This is a genomic window from Lactobacillus sp. Sy-1 (assembly GCF_019303535.1).
GTDB lineage: Bacteria > Bacillota > Bacilli > Lactobacillales > Lactobacillaceae > Nicoliella.
Genome location: NZ_JACCIU010000001.1, coordinates 1383408 through 1398872 on the forward strand (window position 1 = coordinate 1383408; position 15465 = coordinate 1398872).

Consider the following 15465-nt stretch of genomic DNA (forward strand, 5'->3'; position numbering starts at 1 on the left):
CTTTATTTTACTAGAATCAATTTAATCATCAAACTTCAATATTCTAGTCTGAAAATCATGCTCACTTAATTCAATCACTCTAACTCCACGATCAAGCGATCCGTAACAGTTATACCCGGTTACATTACCATAATCCAGGTAAACCCCATTATATTGAGCAGTAAAGTTATTATCATGATCATGACCAGTAAATAGTGCCTTAACGTTTCCCTTTCTTAAGACACTATATAAAAAGCCAGAGTTTATTTCAGACGAGCATACTGCTTCATCATTGACTCCAGAAATAATATTTTTGAGCCGCAAGTTTGTACTCTGGAAGCGGAATGTGTAGAAACCCTAAATCTAAATTAGATGCATTCCGAAATAATTGTTTGTTCATTATTAGAAGTTTTACCTCCTTGAGAACTACTACTGGAACAACCTGCAAGAGTCATAGCGATAGAAAGTCCTGAGACCAAAGTTAAAACTTTATGTTTGAACATGTCATTGACACTCCTAAAATAATTTATTTTTAGATATGAGTATCGAATCAAATTTAAATCACTTTTCATAGCCAAAAACAATATTATCATTGGCTTGTAAATTTATCATCAAATATTCAAAAGGTATAAAAATTAATGGTAATAACTTGTTTCAATGCAAAAAATGAATAACATTACTTAATTAATGCTTTTTATTCACTATTTTTCAATTTAAAACTAATAAATATTAATTTTAGCATCAAAAAAGTTTGTTTTTTTGCTGATTGTTCTTATTTAAAAATTATACTTTTGTAACATCAATGTAATTTTTAAAATTATTAACTTTGCAAATAAGGATTATAAACACCTGGATTTAAGGCTTTTTAATGTAAAAATATCATTACAAAAGTTAATTTATGGTTCAATTACATCTTTTGATTCAATTTTATAATAAAAACTACAAGTATAATTTGATATAATAGTACTATCTGTTTAAAATATCAAAAAATAATTATTAGGTGGTATCCTTATATGAATCCAATTAGAAAACAATTCTTTAAGAAAAGCAAAAAAATTACGTTTGCCATAATTGCAATCTCTTCAATTTACACAACTACAGCGTGGTCTTTTGAACATCCCGTCATTTCATCAGCAAACACGATTGATATTAATAATAATGGCTATGGTAATGTTGCTAATAGTGCGGCTAGTGCTGCCGATAGCTATAATAGTAAAATTCACGGCCTTAGTGATTTCCCTTATATGCTAAGTGGAGATTTATCTGATGCAATGAAGTTTAATGAAGAGGCGCAAAGCGCTGCCGAAAGAGCTAATAATCCAGGCGCTAGTGATAGTGAGAAATACTCCGCAGCTTATACTGCTCTTTTCAAATTAAAAATTTTAGAAAATCTTTATAACAGAGATTCACAAACGATCCAAAATCTAAATGAAGCGGGTGGGATTGATGCTAATAGATTTTATCTAGAACGTGGTGGTATATACAGCTTTATTCCTCATAGTGCTGTCGAGGTCTATTCAGATGGTAGAAAAGCTGAAGAGGTAGAAATCACTAACCAACTCGATCAAATCAAAAATAAATTACAAAGTGAGTCTAAAGTCAATAGTCAAAGTAGTAGTGTAGAGAATAACTCATCTACAAACCATTCCGAATTCAATTACCAACCTAGATCCGCTGTTAGTTCATATTCAGAGTATGATGATTTCGACTATCAAAGTTCCTCAGCCCCTGCATCTTATGTTTACCAAAATACTAGTAACGAATGGACTTCTCACAGCAATCCAGCTACTTCGTTACAAAATCACTCCAATCCTGATAATTTCATGAACAACCAATATCAACTAAATAACAACTTCATGAATACTACAAACCAACCAAATCCTAATGATTCTACAAATAACCAAAATCAAACAAACGTTACCAATCCAGCTCCATCAAATAACGAAGCCCAATCAGATAATCATTCATTAACTCCGCAGCCATCTAATTCTGCAACCCAACATTCAAGTACAAGTCAAGTTAATAGCAAAGCTAGCGTTGATACCCATAGTTCTGGAAATCGTAAACAGATAATTAAAGATGTTAACAAATCTAAAGCTAAGCAGCAGACAAAAGCTAAGCAACAAGCAAAGTCGAAACAGAATGCTATTAACAGTCAAATTAAAAAGTTCCAAGGTCAACTTAATAAGTTAAAACAACAACTTAAGAAGGCCAAGGGTAAGCAACAATCAAAAAAGATTAACGCCCAATTGATCAAGATTACCCAAAAGATTCAAAATCTAATTAAACAAAGATAATTACAATTAAAAAGGAGTTAGCTGTTCACTTAATAGTGAGCAACTAACTCCTTTTCCTATCTAAATGGATTCATGCAAATGAACTCAACCAAATTCACCATATTAATACCGTTACCAACTGATTCAAACCTCTTAACAATATTTTAAGTGCTTCATAATTACGCAACGATAGCTCCAACCAAATAGTTACGGTTTTCTATCTAACCTATCTCAATGGTTAGATTCCCTCAATTTATGCAAAAACACCTTTTCAAACAATTCAGCTCGCTGCAAAAATTGAGCGTTACTGACATTCATCGATAAATTAGGATTACCCCAAAATGCCATTGTGGAACCAATCAAGTTCTTACTATTATCATTTTGATCAAGAGTGGGATTCCATGTTTGAACCGACCAAGAATTTAAGCGGTTCCTAAAATAATTCAATGAAAAATTATTCATCCCCTTCTTACTACCACTAACATAATTACTTTCGCCATTCATATTTATAACATTAAAATCATTATTAGTTAACTGTGGCATGGTGGCATGATTATTTTTATCTTCTAACTGGCGTTGCGTGGGCGACCACGGATCATAATATGACCAATAATTAATTGTAATATCTTTATCATAGTGACTCAATAAACTACTGTTAAATGAATCGTTATAAAGCATTAATTTCAATCCATTTTGTTTTACAAACTGATTCAACTGATTATCAAAATTAACCGCCTGCATTTGATTATATTCACTATTACCAATTGCATATTCATCTCCACCAAAACTAAAATAGTTTCTTTTGGGGGTTAACTTCAAATATTCATCCGTTAAACGCATTAAGTATTCAACCGTTTCCGAATTATTGATATTAAACTGTGTATCATCGTAAAGTAATTTCTTTTGTTGCGAAACCGTTGTGTGCCGCTTTATTAATTTAATCCACTCTTGACTATGCCCTGGTAAATCAATTTCTGGCACCACTTGCACGCCCTGACGTTTCCCAAAGCTAATTACCTGCTTCAATTGTTGTAATGACCATCGTTTGTCGTCTGCCTTTAAACCTAAAAAATGATTTTCAACCATAATTTTTTGATTATCACTTAAATGCAGAATTACTAGATTACCTCCCTGATGCTTAATTTCATTTAGATTTGCTTCTACCGTTTTGGGTGTAAGTTGCATTCTTGAGACATCAATTAAAACGCCCCTAACTAGGTTAGGACTTGATTCCGCTTTTGTGTAACCAGTAAATAAAATCAATATCGTTACAGCCATAGTAGTTAACAATAATTGCCAGGTACTAATTAAACCACGTCTTTTACCAGTCATTCCCATTTCTATCCTCCAATGAATAAGAAACTACCCTCAAAATAAAATCGCGTTCAAAGTAAAAAAATAATTCAAGACCCTTAATCAATCCAAAGTGTTAATTAGTTACTTGGACATGTTTTCGAGTTAACTCCTTAAACAAAAAAGTCCCTTATCAAAAAGACGAAAGGACTTTTAGCGCATAAATAGCTACACTTAAATTAGCAATCACAATCCAAATTAAATAGCTGAAAATAATCAAATTAATAAATCGCTATTCCACAAACTTAACCGCCGTCCCATACGCCGCCACCGTCTGCATATCATTTCCAATCGATCCAGAATCAAACCGCATCACTACGACTGCATCCGCACCCATCTTTTCAGCATTATCCTTCAATCGTTGAACCGATTCGTCCCGAGCATCTTCTAACATCTTAGTGTATCCCTTAATTTCACCACCAAATAAATTCTTAACGCCAGCGGCCATGTTACTTCCGATGTTCCGCGATTGCGTTGTCATACCAAAGACTTCACCAATTACTTCGTACTTCTTGCCAATATTTTCAGTAGTTGATACTAACATCTAAACCATTCCAATCTATGTAAATTATTAATTCATAAGCTTATTTTCAACCAGCCACCACCCTAAGTCAATTATTTTCAAAAAATATTTTTATTATTTATTTATAATTATATTGCAATTATTTTCTAACTGGAATATAATCAATTTCAACAAATCAGAAAAGAGGTTTTTACTATGTTAAATCAAATTCATAAATCAATTTCAAAAATGAATGCCTCCGCAGCTTCAGTCGTCGTCTCAGTTCAAGTCGTCGTGTCAGTCGTTAACGATCATGATCTGAGCAAGCCGAAGATGAGGACTATTTTAGCATAGTCAAAATCAAAATCCGCACAGGTCATGTAATAAGAGCTGTGTGGATAAATTCTGAAAATCGATCGTTTTAAGGGAATTTATAATCCGTACAGCTACTTAATAGCCTGTACGGATTTTTTGTTTGCTAAAAATTATTAATTCTAAAGGACGTGGTGATTATGAAATCAAAATCAGTGTTAGCAATTGCAAAGGCAAAGTCAGTTTTATCAGCACCCGAAGTCTTAAACAACGAAGATAGCGAAGCCTTCTTATTATCGGGAAGCGCCCTATCATATCAATTACTGGGTGAACATAACGAGGGGTTACTATCCCTTTCCGAAATGCTCAGATACTTCGACTATCTAAGAATTTTAACGGATAAACCATTCATCATCGATGGGCAAGCTGGATTTGGCAATCCACTTAATACCTTCTATTCAGTTAAAGCAATGGAAAACCACGGTGCCGACATAATTTTAATCAACGACCAAAAACATCCATCACATAGCTCCACCAACAAACAAATTCATGAAACCCTTCCCGAGCTAGCCGGTAAATTAAAAGCCGCTCTCGACTCACATAGTTCCAAATATTCTGCCATTTGGCTCAAACTTGACTGCTTAGCCGAATATCGCACCACCGAAGCAAAACAACGAATTCAACTAGCGCAAGCATTAGGAATTCACGACATATTAATTGATCAAAGTGCCGACTTCCCGACATATGAAGGAATCAAATTCCACCACTTTGATTATCAAAACCAATCCATCTTAGACTAATCGACAAGGAGTGATCAACATGCGTGACTACAGTGAAAAACGAGCAGCATTCAAACATTTAATTTACGATTCCAAAATATTGAGCATGGCAGTCGCCCCCGATGCTCTGGCAGCTAAGATTGCTGAACAGACTGGTTTCAAAGCCGTCTTTGTTGCTGGTTATGCAACGTCAGCTAGCACCCTGGGCTTGCCAGACCGGGGCATCTTAGACTTCGGTCAAATGCTCCAAAAGCTCAAGGAAATCATCGATGCGGTTAACATCCCCGTCTTCGTTGATGGCGATACCGGATACGGCGACATTGAAAACGTTGCTCGAACGGTCCGCTGCTATGAAGCCGCTGGTGCTGCCGGGATCTTCTTGGAAGACCAAGTCTGGCCGAAGCGTTGTGGACACATGGCCGGCAAGAGCGTGGTCCCCGCAGCCGAATTAGCTGCCAAAATTAAAATGGCTTCCGCTGCCCGTCGCCATGACGACTTCCTAATTATGTCTCGAACGGATGCACGCCAAATGAACGGATTACAGAACGCAATTGACCGCAGCAAACTTTATCAACATTCGGGAGCCGACATGGTATTCATTGAAGCGCCCCAAAGTAAGGCGGAATTAGCAACCATTGCCGCTGAATTTCCCGATACCCCGTTAATGGCCAACATGATTGAGGATGGTGCTACCCCGATGCTACCAATTGAAGAGCTAGAAGCCATGGGCTACAGCTTCGTTGTCCATCCCACTGCCCTTACCTACGCAAATGCATACGCGGACAAAGCCGTTTTAAAGGAGCTCCACGACCTTGGGCGGACCGATAAAACTAAGCAGCACATGGTAACGTTCAACGACTTCAATCAACTAGTGGGGCTGGATTCCCTTAATGACCTCGAGAAACGATACTCCGCTCAACCAATGGCGGCAATGATTAACGAAATTGGATTGTAACCACGAAAGGATGATTTATTATGATGAGTAGCAAAGAATTAACCTTAAACCAACGAATGAACACCGCTAAGGAATCACCACTGTTCTTCAAAGTTTTCATGCTCGTTGGTGCCGGGCTACTATTAGATAGCTCTGATGTTTACATGGCGAGTAATATCAACTCAACCATTGTTGCTAACAAGTTTGCGACCATTTCACAGGGTTCGCTCTTCCTCTCATCCGGATTTTTAGGCTTATTTATCGGATCAATTATTTCCGGATACCTAGGTGACTACCTTGGTCGGCGCAAAACATTTCAATGGAACCTGCTATTGTTTGGGGCAGCAACCTTCCTTGCCGCATTCTCACCCAACATTTACTTTCTAATTGCAATGCGCTTCATCTCCGCAATTGGATTGGGCGCAGAAGTTGTTACTGGTTTTGCCATGATCAGTGAATTCGCACCGGTTAAGAACCGTGGCCGTTGGAGTGGGTCCGCATCCGTATTTGCGAACCTAGGCGCTCCATTTGGCTTCCTCCTCTCCACCATTTTAATCACTAACTTCGGTTGGCGCTCAATGTTCATCGCATTAGGGACATTTGCAATCCTGTTGTCATTCTTACGTAGACACCTCCCAGAATCACCAAGATGGTTAATGATACATAATCGAGAAGCAGAAGCAAAGGCCATCATTCAAAAACTAGAACAAAATGGCTACTATGATCACCAAGCAATTAAAACTGATGATTCTGCCAAAGCAAGCCGTAGTCGGGGACTATTCATTGCCATCATTGCCGTTTCAGCAACCTTACTTTGCCAATACATGTTTACTTCATGGGTCCCAACCCTGCTCTTAGGAAAGGGCTTAAACATCGTTCACTCCATGTGGTTCGCAACCCTCATGATGACCGGGGCTCCACTAGGCGCAATGATTGGAATGCTATTGGTTGATAAAATCGGCCGCAAGCGGACAATCGTTCCTGGATTTATCCTTACCGCCATTGCCGGCATCTGCTATGCTTTCCAAAGCACCAACGCTGGAATCTTAATTAATGGTTTCATTCTAACCATGATTATGTATCTATCAATGGCTAGTACGATTTCAGTTTACGCCCCAGAATTATTCCCCACTAGCTTTAGGTTCAGGGGAACTGGTTACGCAAATGGAGTTGCCAAGTTATTAACAACCCTCTCGCCCTACATCGTACTTTGGTTGATGACGTCATTTGGTCAAACGACCCTCTTCACCGTAATTGCAGCAATCGCTTTAATTGCTGCCCTAGTAGTGGGCCTCTTTGGACCAGAAACGAAGCGCGCAACGATTGGATAAACAGAATTAGTATATATTTAAAAATCCCACTGGAATTTGATGCCAGCGGGATTTTTAATTTCTAAGTTATTATTCCAAATTGAATGGCCAACAATTTGGAGTAAAATTAAGTTAATAAATCAAGTGGGGGATTATTTTGATATCAAATCGATTAAAACAATTAATGAAAGCACAGCACCTATCAACTAAGGATGTCACAGAAGGAACTGGCTTACCCAATTCCACCATTAATAAGCTATTGAGCTGTGACATTAACGCTGCTGTTAGCTTTCAAGATTTAAGTGCCCTTTGCATGTTTTTAGAAGTGGATCTAAATCGGTTTTTAATGTATTCACCAGATGACATTCGATTTAACGTTAGCCAAATTCCAGCGGAAAAGAAACGCTGTGACGAATATAAAGCTGGTGAATATCTAGCAACCCTAAAAACAACGATTCGCACCAAAGAGAAGCGTTTTGAGACTTACGATAATATCTACTTAATTCCAAATTATTACCATAAAGATAATGAGTCGACTAATTCTTACGTGGTGGTCCTAACCGATGAAGAATATAAAAAGAGCTACCGTTCAAAGTTCTTTGGCACTCAGGGCGAGATTGAATTAATGGCGGAATTGGGTCAGAATTACTCCATCAACAATTTCATGCTCGATGAAGCAGATATGAACTCGATGAGAATCATCAGAAAAATCATTGAGAGTCCCGTTAAAAAATACGTTGAATCCGTTAAAAAAATCCACCCCGTTAATGAACTGGCGTGGAAGCAATCTGCGCATCAAATATTAATTGATTTCGATTATAATTTTGCAAGGGAAACGGAATTGTACCTACCCATTTCGGAATGATTAAATTGTCTTGACCATGTTGTACCAAACTTCATTAGCGTGTGATGAACTAGACTCTCCCTCATTCACGTACCCGTTCCGTTCGTAAAACGGAATTAACCGTTCCAAACAGGTCAAAGTAATTGCTTTGCGCCCGGCACGTTCAGCAACCAACTGAATTTGATTCAACAGCTCACTAGCAATTCCGTTGCCACGTTCACTAGGTGCCACTGCAATGCTCAAGATGGTTTGATACTGGTCGTCCGGTTGATTAGGAATCGACTTCTCATATAGTGAATCGTTTAAGTAGCGTTGATTATAAGCTGCCCCAACTACGAAGCCGACAATTTGATCAGCCCGTTGAGCCACAATAAACGTATCCGGAACGTTTGCGATACGACTCTGCATTGCTTCAACCGTAGAGGCTTCTGCCGGACTGAATCCCGCACGTTCAATTTCCATTAATGCATTTAAATCATTGGTTTTCACATCTCGAAATGTGACTGTATTCATAATAATTCGCTCTCCTATAAATGGTAAGTAAAAGCATGGACTGAAAATAATTCGTCCATGCTTTTGTAGCTACGTCAAAAGATTGATTTTAGAACCACTCGAGTTTTTAGTTTGATTTTGCTTAGCTAATTGCTTAGTTTGGTAGTATTCTCCACTATTAACGTTTTCTTGAGTGGAGCGCACTGTTAACTGGTTATTCTTCTTAACCTGCTTCACCTGGAAGTAACTCCCGGCTCCGTATTCTTGACCCCAGCCATAAGTTTCTAGCCAGCCGGCGCTATTCCATGCATAAAGCCAATTTTCTTGGGCCTTAGTGATGTTCTTAGCATTGTGGGCCTGATATTCGTTTAAGGTCAGATTAGCTTTTTGCTTCCCATTCTTAGTCACCGTCAATTTATTACTAGTAATCTTGATTTGGGTATAACCAGTCTTCTTACTATAAGTGTACCAAGATGATCTCATTGTTTTTGGGAATGTCTTAACGTACTTTTTGGTACTGGCTGCATTAGCAGTAGTACTAGTAGGCACCGTTAAAGCTGTAACGCCAAATCCGCCCAGTATCAATGCTGATGATAGCGCAGCAACAACCATCCGTTTGATTTTCATTTAAATCAACTCCCTTAATCAGTTCAGTTAATAAGATTACTAAATGAACTGGTTAATTATTTTAGAATAGTTAGTCAATTAAATCAAAGATTGAATCCATTCTTAGCATTTATATTAACACATCCAATTAAGAACGGAAATTTAAGTTCACCCTTCGAACTAATCTTTCCCAAACGTTAATCAACTGCCCCACTAGTAGGACCGCCGCAACCGTGCCGATGCCAATTGCTTCAATGTGATCAAAGAACACAAAGCTTAACACCAGTGAAATTACAATCGTTGATAGGTCAAAGCAAAATTTAATCATCCCAAATTGACGTTTAGACAGTCCACTAATAACGTGCACCAGTCCATCAGGTGGAATTAAGATTAGATCCATTTTAACCATCATAAAAATCCCCACCGACGTGCATACAATTGCCGCCAACGTCACCAGTGCTTTTAGGGTAAAATTAACTGGCAACAGCCGCTCCATTCCCAATGTAATTCCGTAAAAATCAACTAAACTTCCGAAAATAAATGCCAGAACTAGTTGTAAAAGAATTTGTAACTTTATTTTTCGAATTAGTAGTAATTCGATTATAATGAGAATAATAAAAAAATAAGTGGTTGCCTGCCCTAAAGTAATTGGCAGGAGTAACGATATAATCTGCGGAACTGATACTAAGGCACTCACCCCTAGTCGTCCGGATTTAAACAGGACCGTTCCAATCGCTAGGATATTTAATCCAATCAGATAAATAATTATGTTTGATAACTTCAACTTTCGATTAATATTAATCACCATCCTTAATCACAAGCTAAATTATATCATTAACTGACAAGTTGTCAATTATTAATAAACATATTGTCAGCTAAAAAGCGAGGTTTTTACTATTTCATTTCAACGTGCCAGATCAGCAGCCCAAGTTAATAGCCGCCAGTTAAATATTATGAATTCGGCTAAACAAATCATTGAAAAAGAGTCCTTCAAATCAGTAACCTTTTCGAATATCGCAAAGCTTACTAAACTATCCAGACCCTCAATTTATAAGTATTATCAATTTCCAGAAGAAATTCTTTCTAACATCTTGGAAATAGAATTTTCAGCGTTCAATGATGAATTAGCGGCCCTAAAGCCCACCACACTGGCTGAATTACAAACCGCATTAGTAAGTAACATCTTAAAGCGGGATTTAATGATGAAGCTTTTGGCCATCAACTTTTCCATCATCGAAGATAACATTCGTGAGGAACCATTTTTAGCATTCAAGCAACAAATTTTTCGCTTTATGAATATCATCGAAACACAAATTAAATTGGTAACCACCACCATGAAGCACAGTGAAATTGAACGCATTAAATATTCACTGCTTACCATGATGGCCGCTATTTATCCGGTTACTCACGATGATGGTAACCACGTTGCACTAATGCAGAATACCAATCCCCAATTTTACAAGCCCGATTACGAGGAACTCCTTACGGAAAATATTGCGCAGATTTTTAAAGTGCTCTAATTACTTAGCCCGCACAATAAAATAGTTTCTTTTCCCACCCGCAATCACAAAATTATCATTCACGGAATTAGTTAAGTAGATATCATAATGGTTCACAAACTGATTCGCAATTGGGGTAATTGCAGTGTTTGTAGCAACCCCGAACAATTCCCGATCAGCAGTAAATGATTGGTTGACTACGTCATCATGGGTGTAGGTTCTCCCAACGTAAAAGCTAGCTAACCCTTGATAAAAAATTGCTGATAATAGGTCCGCAACCCGGGTGGATGGTGTGAGATTTAAACCATCGAACCGGTGCAGGTCCGCCAAATAAGCTGACCGTGCCGAGTTAGTGATCTTTTTTAGTTTCATTTCATTCCTCCGTATAAATAATAAAAACGGCTGTCCGATGGACACCCGTTTTTATTATTTAAAGCTAATTTCAAATTTCTTATCGGCCCATTCAAAGTTAATCTTAGTTTCAAACACCTGACTCATGTAGAAAACGGTCGAACTAACTTCATCGTCACCAGCAGTGATTTCAAATCTTAATTCGTCATCATCAGCAGGATCCTTAATCAGTTCTTCGTTCGTCTTATTCACCCCAGCAAGTTCAATTGTGAGACCTTCTAAGTCATCAGTTCCGGTAAACACTTCGTCGGGCTTGAATTTTTCGCGTCTTAGACACATTAAAAATGGCATAACTAATTTTTTCACAGCTTTTCACTCCTATTAAATAATACCTATATAATATCATTATTTGGCGCGTTTGGTGAGAAATTGATCGTCTCTTTTAATATCACGCACAAACATTGGGATACTAACACAGGCATAAATGATCATTAAAACTCCACTAACGACCATGACGTAACTCCCGTTTTTAAAAACGTCAAACAGGAACGTATAAACTAACGTCCCCACCGGCATAATCGCAAAACTAGCAGTATAGAGGGTGGAACTCACCCGCCCTAAAATTCTGGTGTGAACGGTACTTTGCAATCGAATTTCAATTGCCAAGTCAAAAATAGCAAATGCAAAGTCCATTAGCAACGCTAACAAGAGTCCAAAGATACAAACCATCAATGAACTGGGGTGGGATGCAAATAAGACCCCCAACCCAAATAACGCAAAGCCGACGGTAACCATTGACACCAATACCTTGGCAGCAAAGTGGCGTTGCCGCTTCAATAAGCTGGTCACTAGGCTCCCCAATAAATAACCAATCGAATAGCCGGTTTCAACGAACGCGACCGTTTGGTTACTCATGTGCAGTTCATTTACGATGATAAACGGACTCCCGGTAACGATTGCGGTAAAGAAGAAGTTCACCACGATTTCAGCGATAATCGTGTCCCGAATGAACGGCCGCTTCTTCATATAGTGAATGGTTTCTTTAAACTGCTCTAGCTGTGAAGCATTTTGCGCTGTTTTTTCAATCGGTTCGTTATCGTAGAACTGTAACGACATCATAATCGCTAGTGCAATCATTGTTGCCACCATTTCAACAACAATCAGGCCTTCCACACTAATCAATGAATATAGAATTACCCCGAAAATGGGCGACAAGATTCGCGATGCTGAAGAGCAAGCCGTATTCAACGAAGTCAACTTGGCAACCTGGCTGGTATTAACCAACTGCTTAATTGACGCCATGTAGGCAGTATTGCGAATGTTTACCAATAGTGAATCGACCGCAATGAAGATTCCGACCGGAATCAACAACCCAATTCCGTGAAAATGCGGTAATGCAATGGCTAGTAACGCAAACCCAATCAACCGTAGTAAAAAACCCCAAAAGATAATTCGCTTGTGATTGTGCGTATCAACGAAATTACCGATTGGGATGAAGAATAGTAAACTCATTAACGGTGCTACGATCAGTCCCATTCCAAAACTGAGCGGTGATTTAGTTGCGTGTAACAACATAAAACTAATCCCGTATTCAAAAATCCCGAAGCTAAACGCTCCTAATCCATTACTAGCAATTGCCTTAAGAATTTGTAAGTTAGATTCTTTATCAGACAACGCTAGTCCCGACTGATTATCCATTTCAACCCCTCCCTAAAAAAGTGTTGTTCTACTATTTTAGTGGGTTCAGCCTTAAAACACAATAAAAAACCCCAGAATCATCATTCTGAGGTTTTAAAACGATTTAATGATTAATCTAAATCAACGTTATTTGGATAGTGAGCAACTGGTGTTAAGTTATGCATTTCTTCTTCAATTCTCAAAATGTCGTTGTACTTTTCAACCCGTTCTGAACGCGCCATTGCACCAGCCTTTAATTCCCCACCATCAACAGCAACTGCAAAATCAGCAACAAACGTATCACCAGTTTCACCGGAGCGGTGGCTAATCATGGTTCTAAAACCGTTCTTTCGGGCGAGCCGAACTGCTTCAAGGGTTTCTGAAACCGTTCCGATTTGGTTCAACTTAATTAAGAACGTATTTCCAGCACCCATCTTAATGGCTTTCCGAATGAATTTAGGGTTCGTAACGATTAAGTCGTCATCAACGATTTGAACCCGGTCTCCCAAACGTTTCGTAGCGGTTACGAAATCATCCCATGAATTTTCATCCATTGGGTCTTCCACCGACATAATTGCGGGGTACTTATCAATCAAGTCGCTTACGTAATCAATAAATTGTTCAGGGGTATACGTCTTGCCTTCAAAGTTGTAGTTACCGCTGTCCTTATCGTAGAAGTATGATGCTGCAAAGTCCATTGCAATTCCAATGTCTTCGCCTGGTACGTATCCAGCTTCCTTAATTGCCTTATATAGCGCTTCAACAGCTTCTTCGGTATGCTTCATGTTAGGTGCAAAACCACCTTCATCACCAACCCCAGTTTCAAAGCCTTCGCTTTCCAAAACTTTCTTTAAGATATGGTAAACATCAGCAATCTTATTGATTCCATCACGGAAAGAACTCTTCTTAAGTGGAGTAATCATGAATTCTTGAGCATCGATATCATTATCAGCATGTTCACCACCGTTAATTACATTATGAAATGATTGTGGTAACTCAATGTCAACTCCACCCAGGTAGCGGAATAATGGTTCGTTGAAGTATTCAGCAGCAGCCCGTGCGGTCGCCATTGACACTCCTAGAATTGCATTGGCCCCTAACTTCGCTTTATTAGGCGTCCCATCTAATTCAATCATGATTTGGTCAACTTGACGTTGGTCAAATGGACTCACGCCATGCAATGCGTTATTGATTTCATTATTAACGTGGGCAACGGCCTTAGTGACACCCTTTCCTAATAACCGTTTTCCACCATCACGTAGTTCAATTGCTTCGTTTTCACCAGTAGAAGCTCCGGATGGAACTTCAGCTCTTCCTACCGTTCCATCAGTTAAAATCACGTCTGCTTCAACCGTTGGATTTCCACGGGAATCAAATACTTCCCGCCCCTTAACTCGATCAATATAAACTTCGTTTAAACGCATAACACCAAATCCTCTCGTTTTTATATTTTTAACTTTTAGATTTAATTCATAATTATATTAAAGCACGGGGGATTATAATTCAAAAATAACGTCCCTAATGTTAAGTAAGTTTAAAGGAAATGGGGTAAGATAATAGTTAGTTCATAATATTAAGGAGATTTTACAATTGCCATTTTTAATTGGAATCATTGCGGGACTGGTTCTGCCGGTCCAAACTTCCATTAATACTAAGCTCAAAAACACCATGCAGGGATCACCATTTCTAGCGTCCATGGTGTCGTTCACGATCGGAACCGTCGCCTTATTAATTGCTAACCTGGTCCAAGGAAATTCAATCTTAATTGCACCTAACGTATTTACCACCCAACCAGCGTGGATTTGGTTGGGTGGTGCTTTAGGAGTCATTGGATTGACCGCTAACATCGTGATTTTCCCATATCTAGGGGCGGTACAAACCGTTGTGATGCCCATTTTAGGTCAGATCTTGATGGGGATGATCATTGATAACTTTGGGTTATTTAAAGCCCCGGTTCAACCATTTACCCTAATGCGGCTATTGGGGATCATCGTTCTCCTCGCCGGCATCTTTATGATTGTAATCAAGAAACACGAACAAACAGAATCCCAACGGGGAAAGCATATTTGGCAACTTGTTGGGTTGCTAGCGGGAATGTTTCAAGCTTCTCAAACCCCAATTAACGGTCATTTAGGCGTAATCTTGGGGTCGTCTGGTCATGCCGCCTTAATTTCATTTTTGGTTGGTACTGTAATCTTATTCATTATCGCTGGAATTACCGACCACGGTTACTTTAAAGTTAAAAATGCCTTCGGAAGTGGTCATCCCTGGTGGATCTGGATTGGTGGCGCCCTAGGAGCCATCTACGTAATGTCCAACGCCTACCTCAGTCCCGTCATTGGTGCTGGCACTGCCGTCATCTTAACCCTTCTGGGTAACCTATTCGGTGGGGTCGTTTTTGACCGTTTTGGAATCATGGGAGCAACTAAGAAGCACATCACGATAATTCAATATGCTGGGATTGTGGTCATGTTTTGTGGAGTCGTAATTATAAAACTATTCTAATCAAAAAGTGATCCGTAATTGGTTAATTACGGATCACTTTTTAGTC

Annotated in this window: 18 protein-coding genes; 8 read left to right on the forward strand and 10 right to left on the reverse strand. The window is 38.7% G+C overall.

All coding sequences use genetic code 11. The annotated features are described in order from the left end of the window. Positions 1-21: 21 nt before the first annotated feature. Positions 22-303 carry a hypothetical protein gene (locus tag HZL42_RS05845; RefSeq protein WP_219282651.1) on the reverse strand — a complete coding sequence of 94 codons (282 nt, stop codon included), beginning with the start codon at positions 301-303 and terminating at the stop codon, positions 22-24. Between the two features lie 689 nt (positions 304-992). Here HZL42_RS05845 and HZL42_RS05850 point away from each other — a divergent pair. Beyond that, a complete protein-coding gene (locus HZL42_RS05850) occupies positions 993-2276 on the forward strand; it encodes a hypothetical protein (protein ID WP_219282652.1) in 1284 nt (427 codons plus the stop codon). Between the two features lie 210 nt (positions 2277-2486). Here HZL42_RS05850 and HZL42_RS05855 read toward each other — a convergent pair whose 3' ends face one another. Both HZL42_RS05855 and HZL42_RS05860 read right to left on the reverse strand, forming a co-directional pair. Next, positions 2487-3593, reverse strand: coding sequence for a family 20 glycosylhydrolase (locus HZL42_RS05855; RefSeq protein ID WP_219282653.1), 1107 nt, complete (start codon positions 3591-3593; stop codon positions 2487-2489). A 247-nt stretch (positions 3594-3840) separates the two neighbouring features. Then, positions 3841-4152 carry a heavy metal-binding domain-containing protein gene (locus tag HZL42_RS05860; RefSeq protein ID WP_219282654.1) on the reverse strand — a complete coding sequence of 104 codons (312 nt, stop codon included), beginning with the start codon at positions 4150-4152 and terminating at the stop codon, positions 3841-3843. Between the two features lie 174 nt (positions 4153-4326). On the opposite strand from HZL42_RS05860, the gene HZL42_RS05865 reads away from it, so the two are divergent. The 5 genes from HZL42_RS05865 (at position 4327) to HZL42_RS05885 (ending at position 8310) form a co-directional block, all read left to right on the forward strand. Continuing rightward, the gene (locus HZL42_RS05865; protein ID WP_219282655.1) at positions 4327-4464 is read left to right on the forward strand and encodes a hypothetical protein; all 138 of its coding nucleotides are present in this window, start codon (positions 4327-4329) and stop codon (positions 4462-4464) included. 158 nt (positions 4465-4622) lie between these two features. Then, positions 4623-5222, forward strand: coding sequence for an isocitrate lyase/phosphoenolpyruvate mutase family protein (locus tag HZL42_RS05870; RefSeq protein WP_219282656.1), 600 nt, complete (start codon positions 4623-4625; stop codon positions 5220-5222). 19 nt (positions 5223-5241) lie between these two features. Further along, positions 5242-6156 carry an oxaloacetate decarboxylase gene (locus HZL42_RS05875; protein WP_219282657.1) on the forward strand — a complete coding sequence of 305 codons (915 nt, stop codon included), beginning with the start codon at positions 5242-5244 and terminating at the stop codon, positions 6154-6156. A 20-nt stretch (positions 6157-6176) separates the two neighbouring features. Further along, entirely contained in the window at positions 6177-7466 is a 1290-nt protein-coding gene (locus HZL42_RS05880; protein WP_370629285.1) for an MFS transporter, read from the forward strand. Between the two features lie 136 nt (positions 7467-7602). Then, complete coding sequence (locus HZL42_RS05885) at positions 7603-8310, forward strand: helix-turn-helix transcriptional regulator (RefSeq protein ID WP_255552568.1); 708 nt, start codon at positions 7603-7605, stop codon at positions 8308-8310. Here the strand turns inward: HZL42_RS05885 and HZL42_RS05890 are convergent, their stop codons facing one another. From HZL42_RS05890 to HZL42_RS05900, 3 genes are all read right to left on the reverse strand, one after another. Beyond that, positions 8311-8802: a GNAT family N-acetyltransferase gene (locus tag HZL42_RS05890; RefSeq protein ID WP_219282660.1), complete on the reverse strand. Its 492-nt coding sequence runs from the start codon at positions 8800-8802 to the stop codon at positions 8311-8313. Between the two features lie 69 nt (positions 8803-8871). Next, a complete protein-coding gene (locus HZL42_RS05895) occupies positions 8872-9408 on the reverse strand; it encodes a hypothetical protein (protein ID WP_219282661.1) in 537 nt (178 codons plus the stop codon). A gap of 127 nt (positions 9409-9535) precedes the next feature. Next, positions 9536-10171 (reverse strand): DUF6198 family protein, encoded by a 636-nt coding sequence (locus tag HZL42_RS05900; RefSeq protein ID WP_219282662.1) that lies wholly within the window; start codon positions 10169-10171, stop codon positions 9536-9538. 169 nt (positions 10172-10340) lie between these two features. Between HZL42_RS05900 and HZL42_RS05905 the strand changes: the two genes are divergently transcribed. Beyond that, positions 10341-10907 (forward strand): TetR/AcrR family transcriptional regulator, encoded by a 567-nt coding sequence (locus tag HZL42_RS05905; RefSeq protein WP_219282663.1) that lies wholly within the window; start codon positions 10341-10343, stop codon positions 10905-10907. Here the strand turns inward: HZL42_RS05905 and HZL42_RS05910 are convergent, their stop codons facing one another. The 4 genes from HZL42_RS05910 to eno all read right to left on the reverse strand — a co-directional run bounded on the left by HZL42_RS05910 (position 10908) and on the right by eno (position 14338). Further along, entirely contained in the window at positions 10908-11258 is a 351-nt protein-coding gene (locus tag HZL42_RS05910; RefSeq protein WP_219282664.1) for a hypothetical protein, read from the reverse strand. Positions 11259-11312: 54 nt separating this feature from the next. Beyond that, complete coding sequence (locus HZL42_RS05915; RefSeq protein WP_219282665.1) at positions 11313-11603, reverse strand: hypothetical protein; 291 nt, start codon at positions 11601-11603, stop codon at positions 11313-11315. A 39-nt stretch (positions 11604-11642) separates the two neighbouring features. Continuing rightward, on the reverse strand, positions 11643-12935 hold the full coding sequence (locus HZL42_RS05920; RefSeq protein ID WP_219282666.1) for an MFS transporter: 1293 nt from the start codon (positions 12933-12935) through the stop codon (positions 11643-11645). A gap of 110 nt (positions 12936-13045) precedes the next feature. After that, on the reverse strand, positions 13046-14338 hold the full coding sequence (gene eno, locus HZL42_RS05925; protein WP_219282667.1) for a phosphopyruvate hydratase: 1293 nt from the start codon (positions 14336-14338) through the stop codon (positions 13046-13048). A 166-nt stretch (positions 14339-14504) separates the two neighbouring features. Here eno and HZL42_RS05930 point away from each other — a divergent pair, with 166 nt between their 5' ends. Then, a complete protein-coding gene (locus HZL42_RS05930; protein WP_219282668.1) occupies positions 14505-15419 on the forward strand; it encodes a DMT family transporter in 915 nt (304 codons plus the stop codon). The last annotated feature ends 46 nt before the right edge of the window (positions 15420-15465 follow it).

Excerpts from the sequence above, each read along its gene's own strand:
- HZL42_RS05850 (WP_219282652.1), top strand. The coding sequence starts at position 993 with ATGAATCCAATTAGAAAACAATTCTTTAAGAAAAGCAAAAAAATTACG.
- HZL42_RS05855 (WP_219282653.1), bottom strand. The coding sequence starts at position 3,593 with ATGGGAATGACTGGTAAAAGACGTGGTTTAATTAGTACCTGGCAATTA.
- HZL42_RS05860 (WP_219282654.1), bottom strand. The coding sequence starts at position 4,152 with ATGTTAGTATCAACTACTGAAAATATTGGCAAGAAGTACGAAGTAATT.
- HZL42_RS05865 (WP_219282655.1), top strand. The coding sequence starts at position 4,327 with ATGTTAAATCAAATTCATAAATCAATTTCAAAAATGAATGCCTCCGCA.
- HZL42_RS05870 (WP_219282656.1), top strand. The coding sequence starts at position 4,623 with ATGAAATCAAAATCAGTGTTAGCAATTGCAAAGGCAAAGTCAGTTTTA.
- HZL42_RS05875 (WP_219282657.1), top strand. The coding sequence starts at position 5,242 with ATGCGTGACTACAGTGAAAAACGAGCAGCATTCAAACATTTAATTTAC.
- HZL42_RS05880 (WP_370629285.1), top strand. The coding sequence starts at position 6,177 with ATGATGAGTAGCAAAGAATTAACCTTAAACCAACGAATGAACACCGCT.
- HZL42_RS05890 (WP_219282660.1), bottom strand. The coding sequence starts at position 8,802 with ATGAATACAGTCACATTTCGAGATGTGAAAACCAATGATTTAAATGCA.
- HZL42_RS05895 (WP_219282661.1), bottom strand. The coding sequence starts at position 9,408 with ATGAAAATCAAACGGATGGTTGTTGCTGCGCTATCATCAGCATTGATA.
- HZL42_RS05905 (WP_219282663.1), top strand. The coding sequence starts at position 10,341 with ATGAATTCGGCTAAACAAATCATTGAAAAAGAGTCCTTCAAATCAGTA.
- HZL42_RS05910 (WP_219282664.1), bottom strand. The coding sequence starts at position 11,258 with ATGAAACTAAAAAAGATCACTAACTCGGCACGGTCAGCTTATTTGGCG.
- HZL42_RS05920 (WP_219282666.1), bottom strand. The coding sequence starts at position 12,935 with ATGGATAATCAGTCGGGACTAGCGTTGTCTGATAAAGAATCTAACTTA.
- eno (WP_219282667.1), bottom strand. The coding sequence starts at position 14,338 with ATGCGTTTAAACGAAGTTTATATTGATCGAGTTAAGGGGCGGGAAGTA.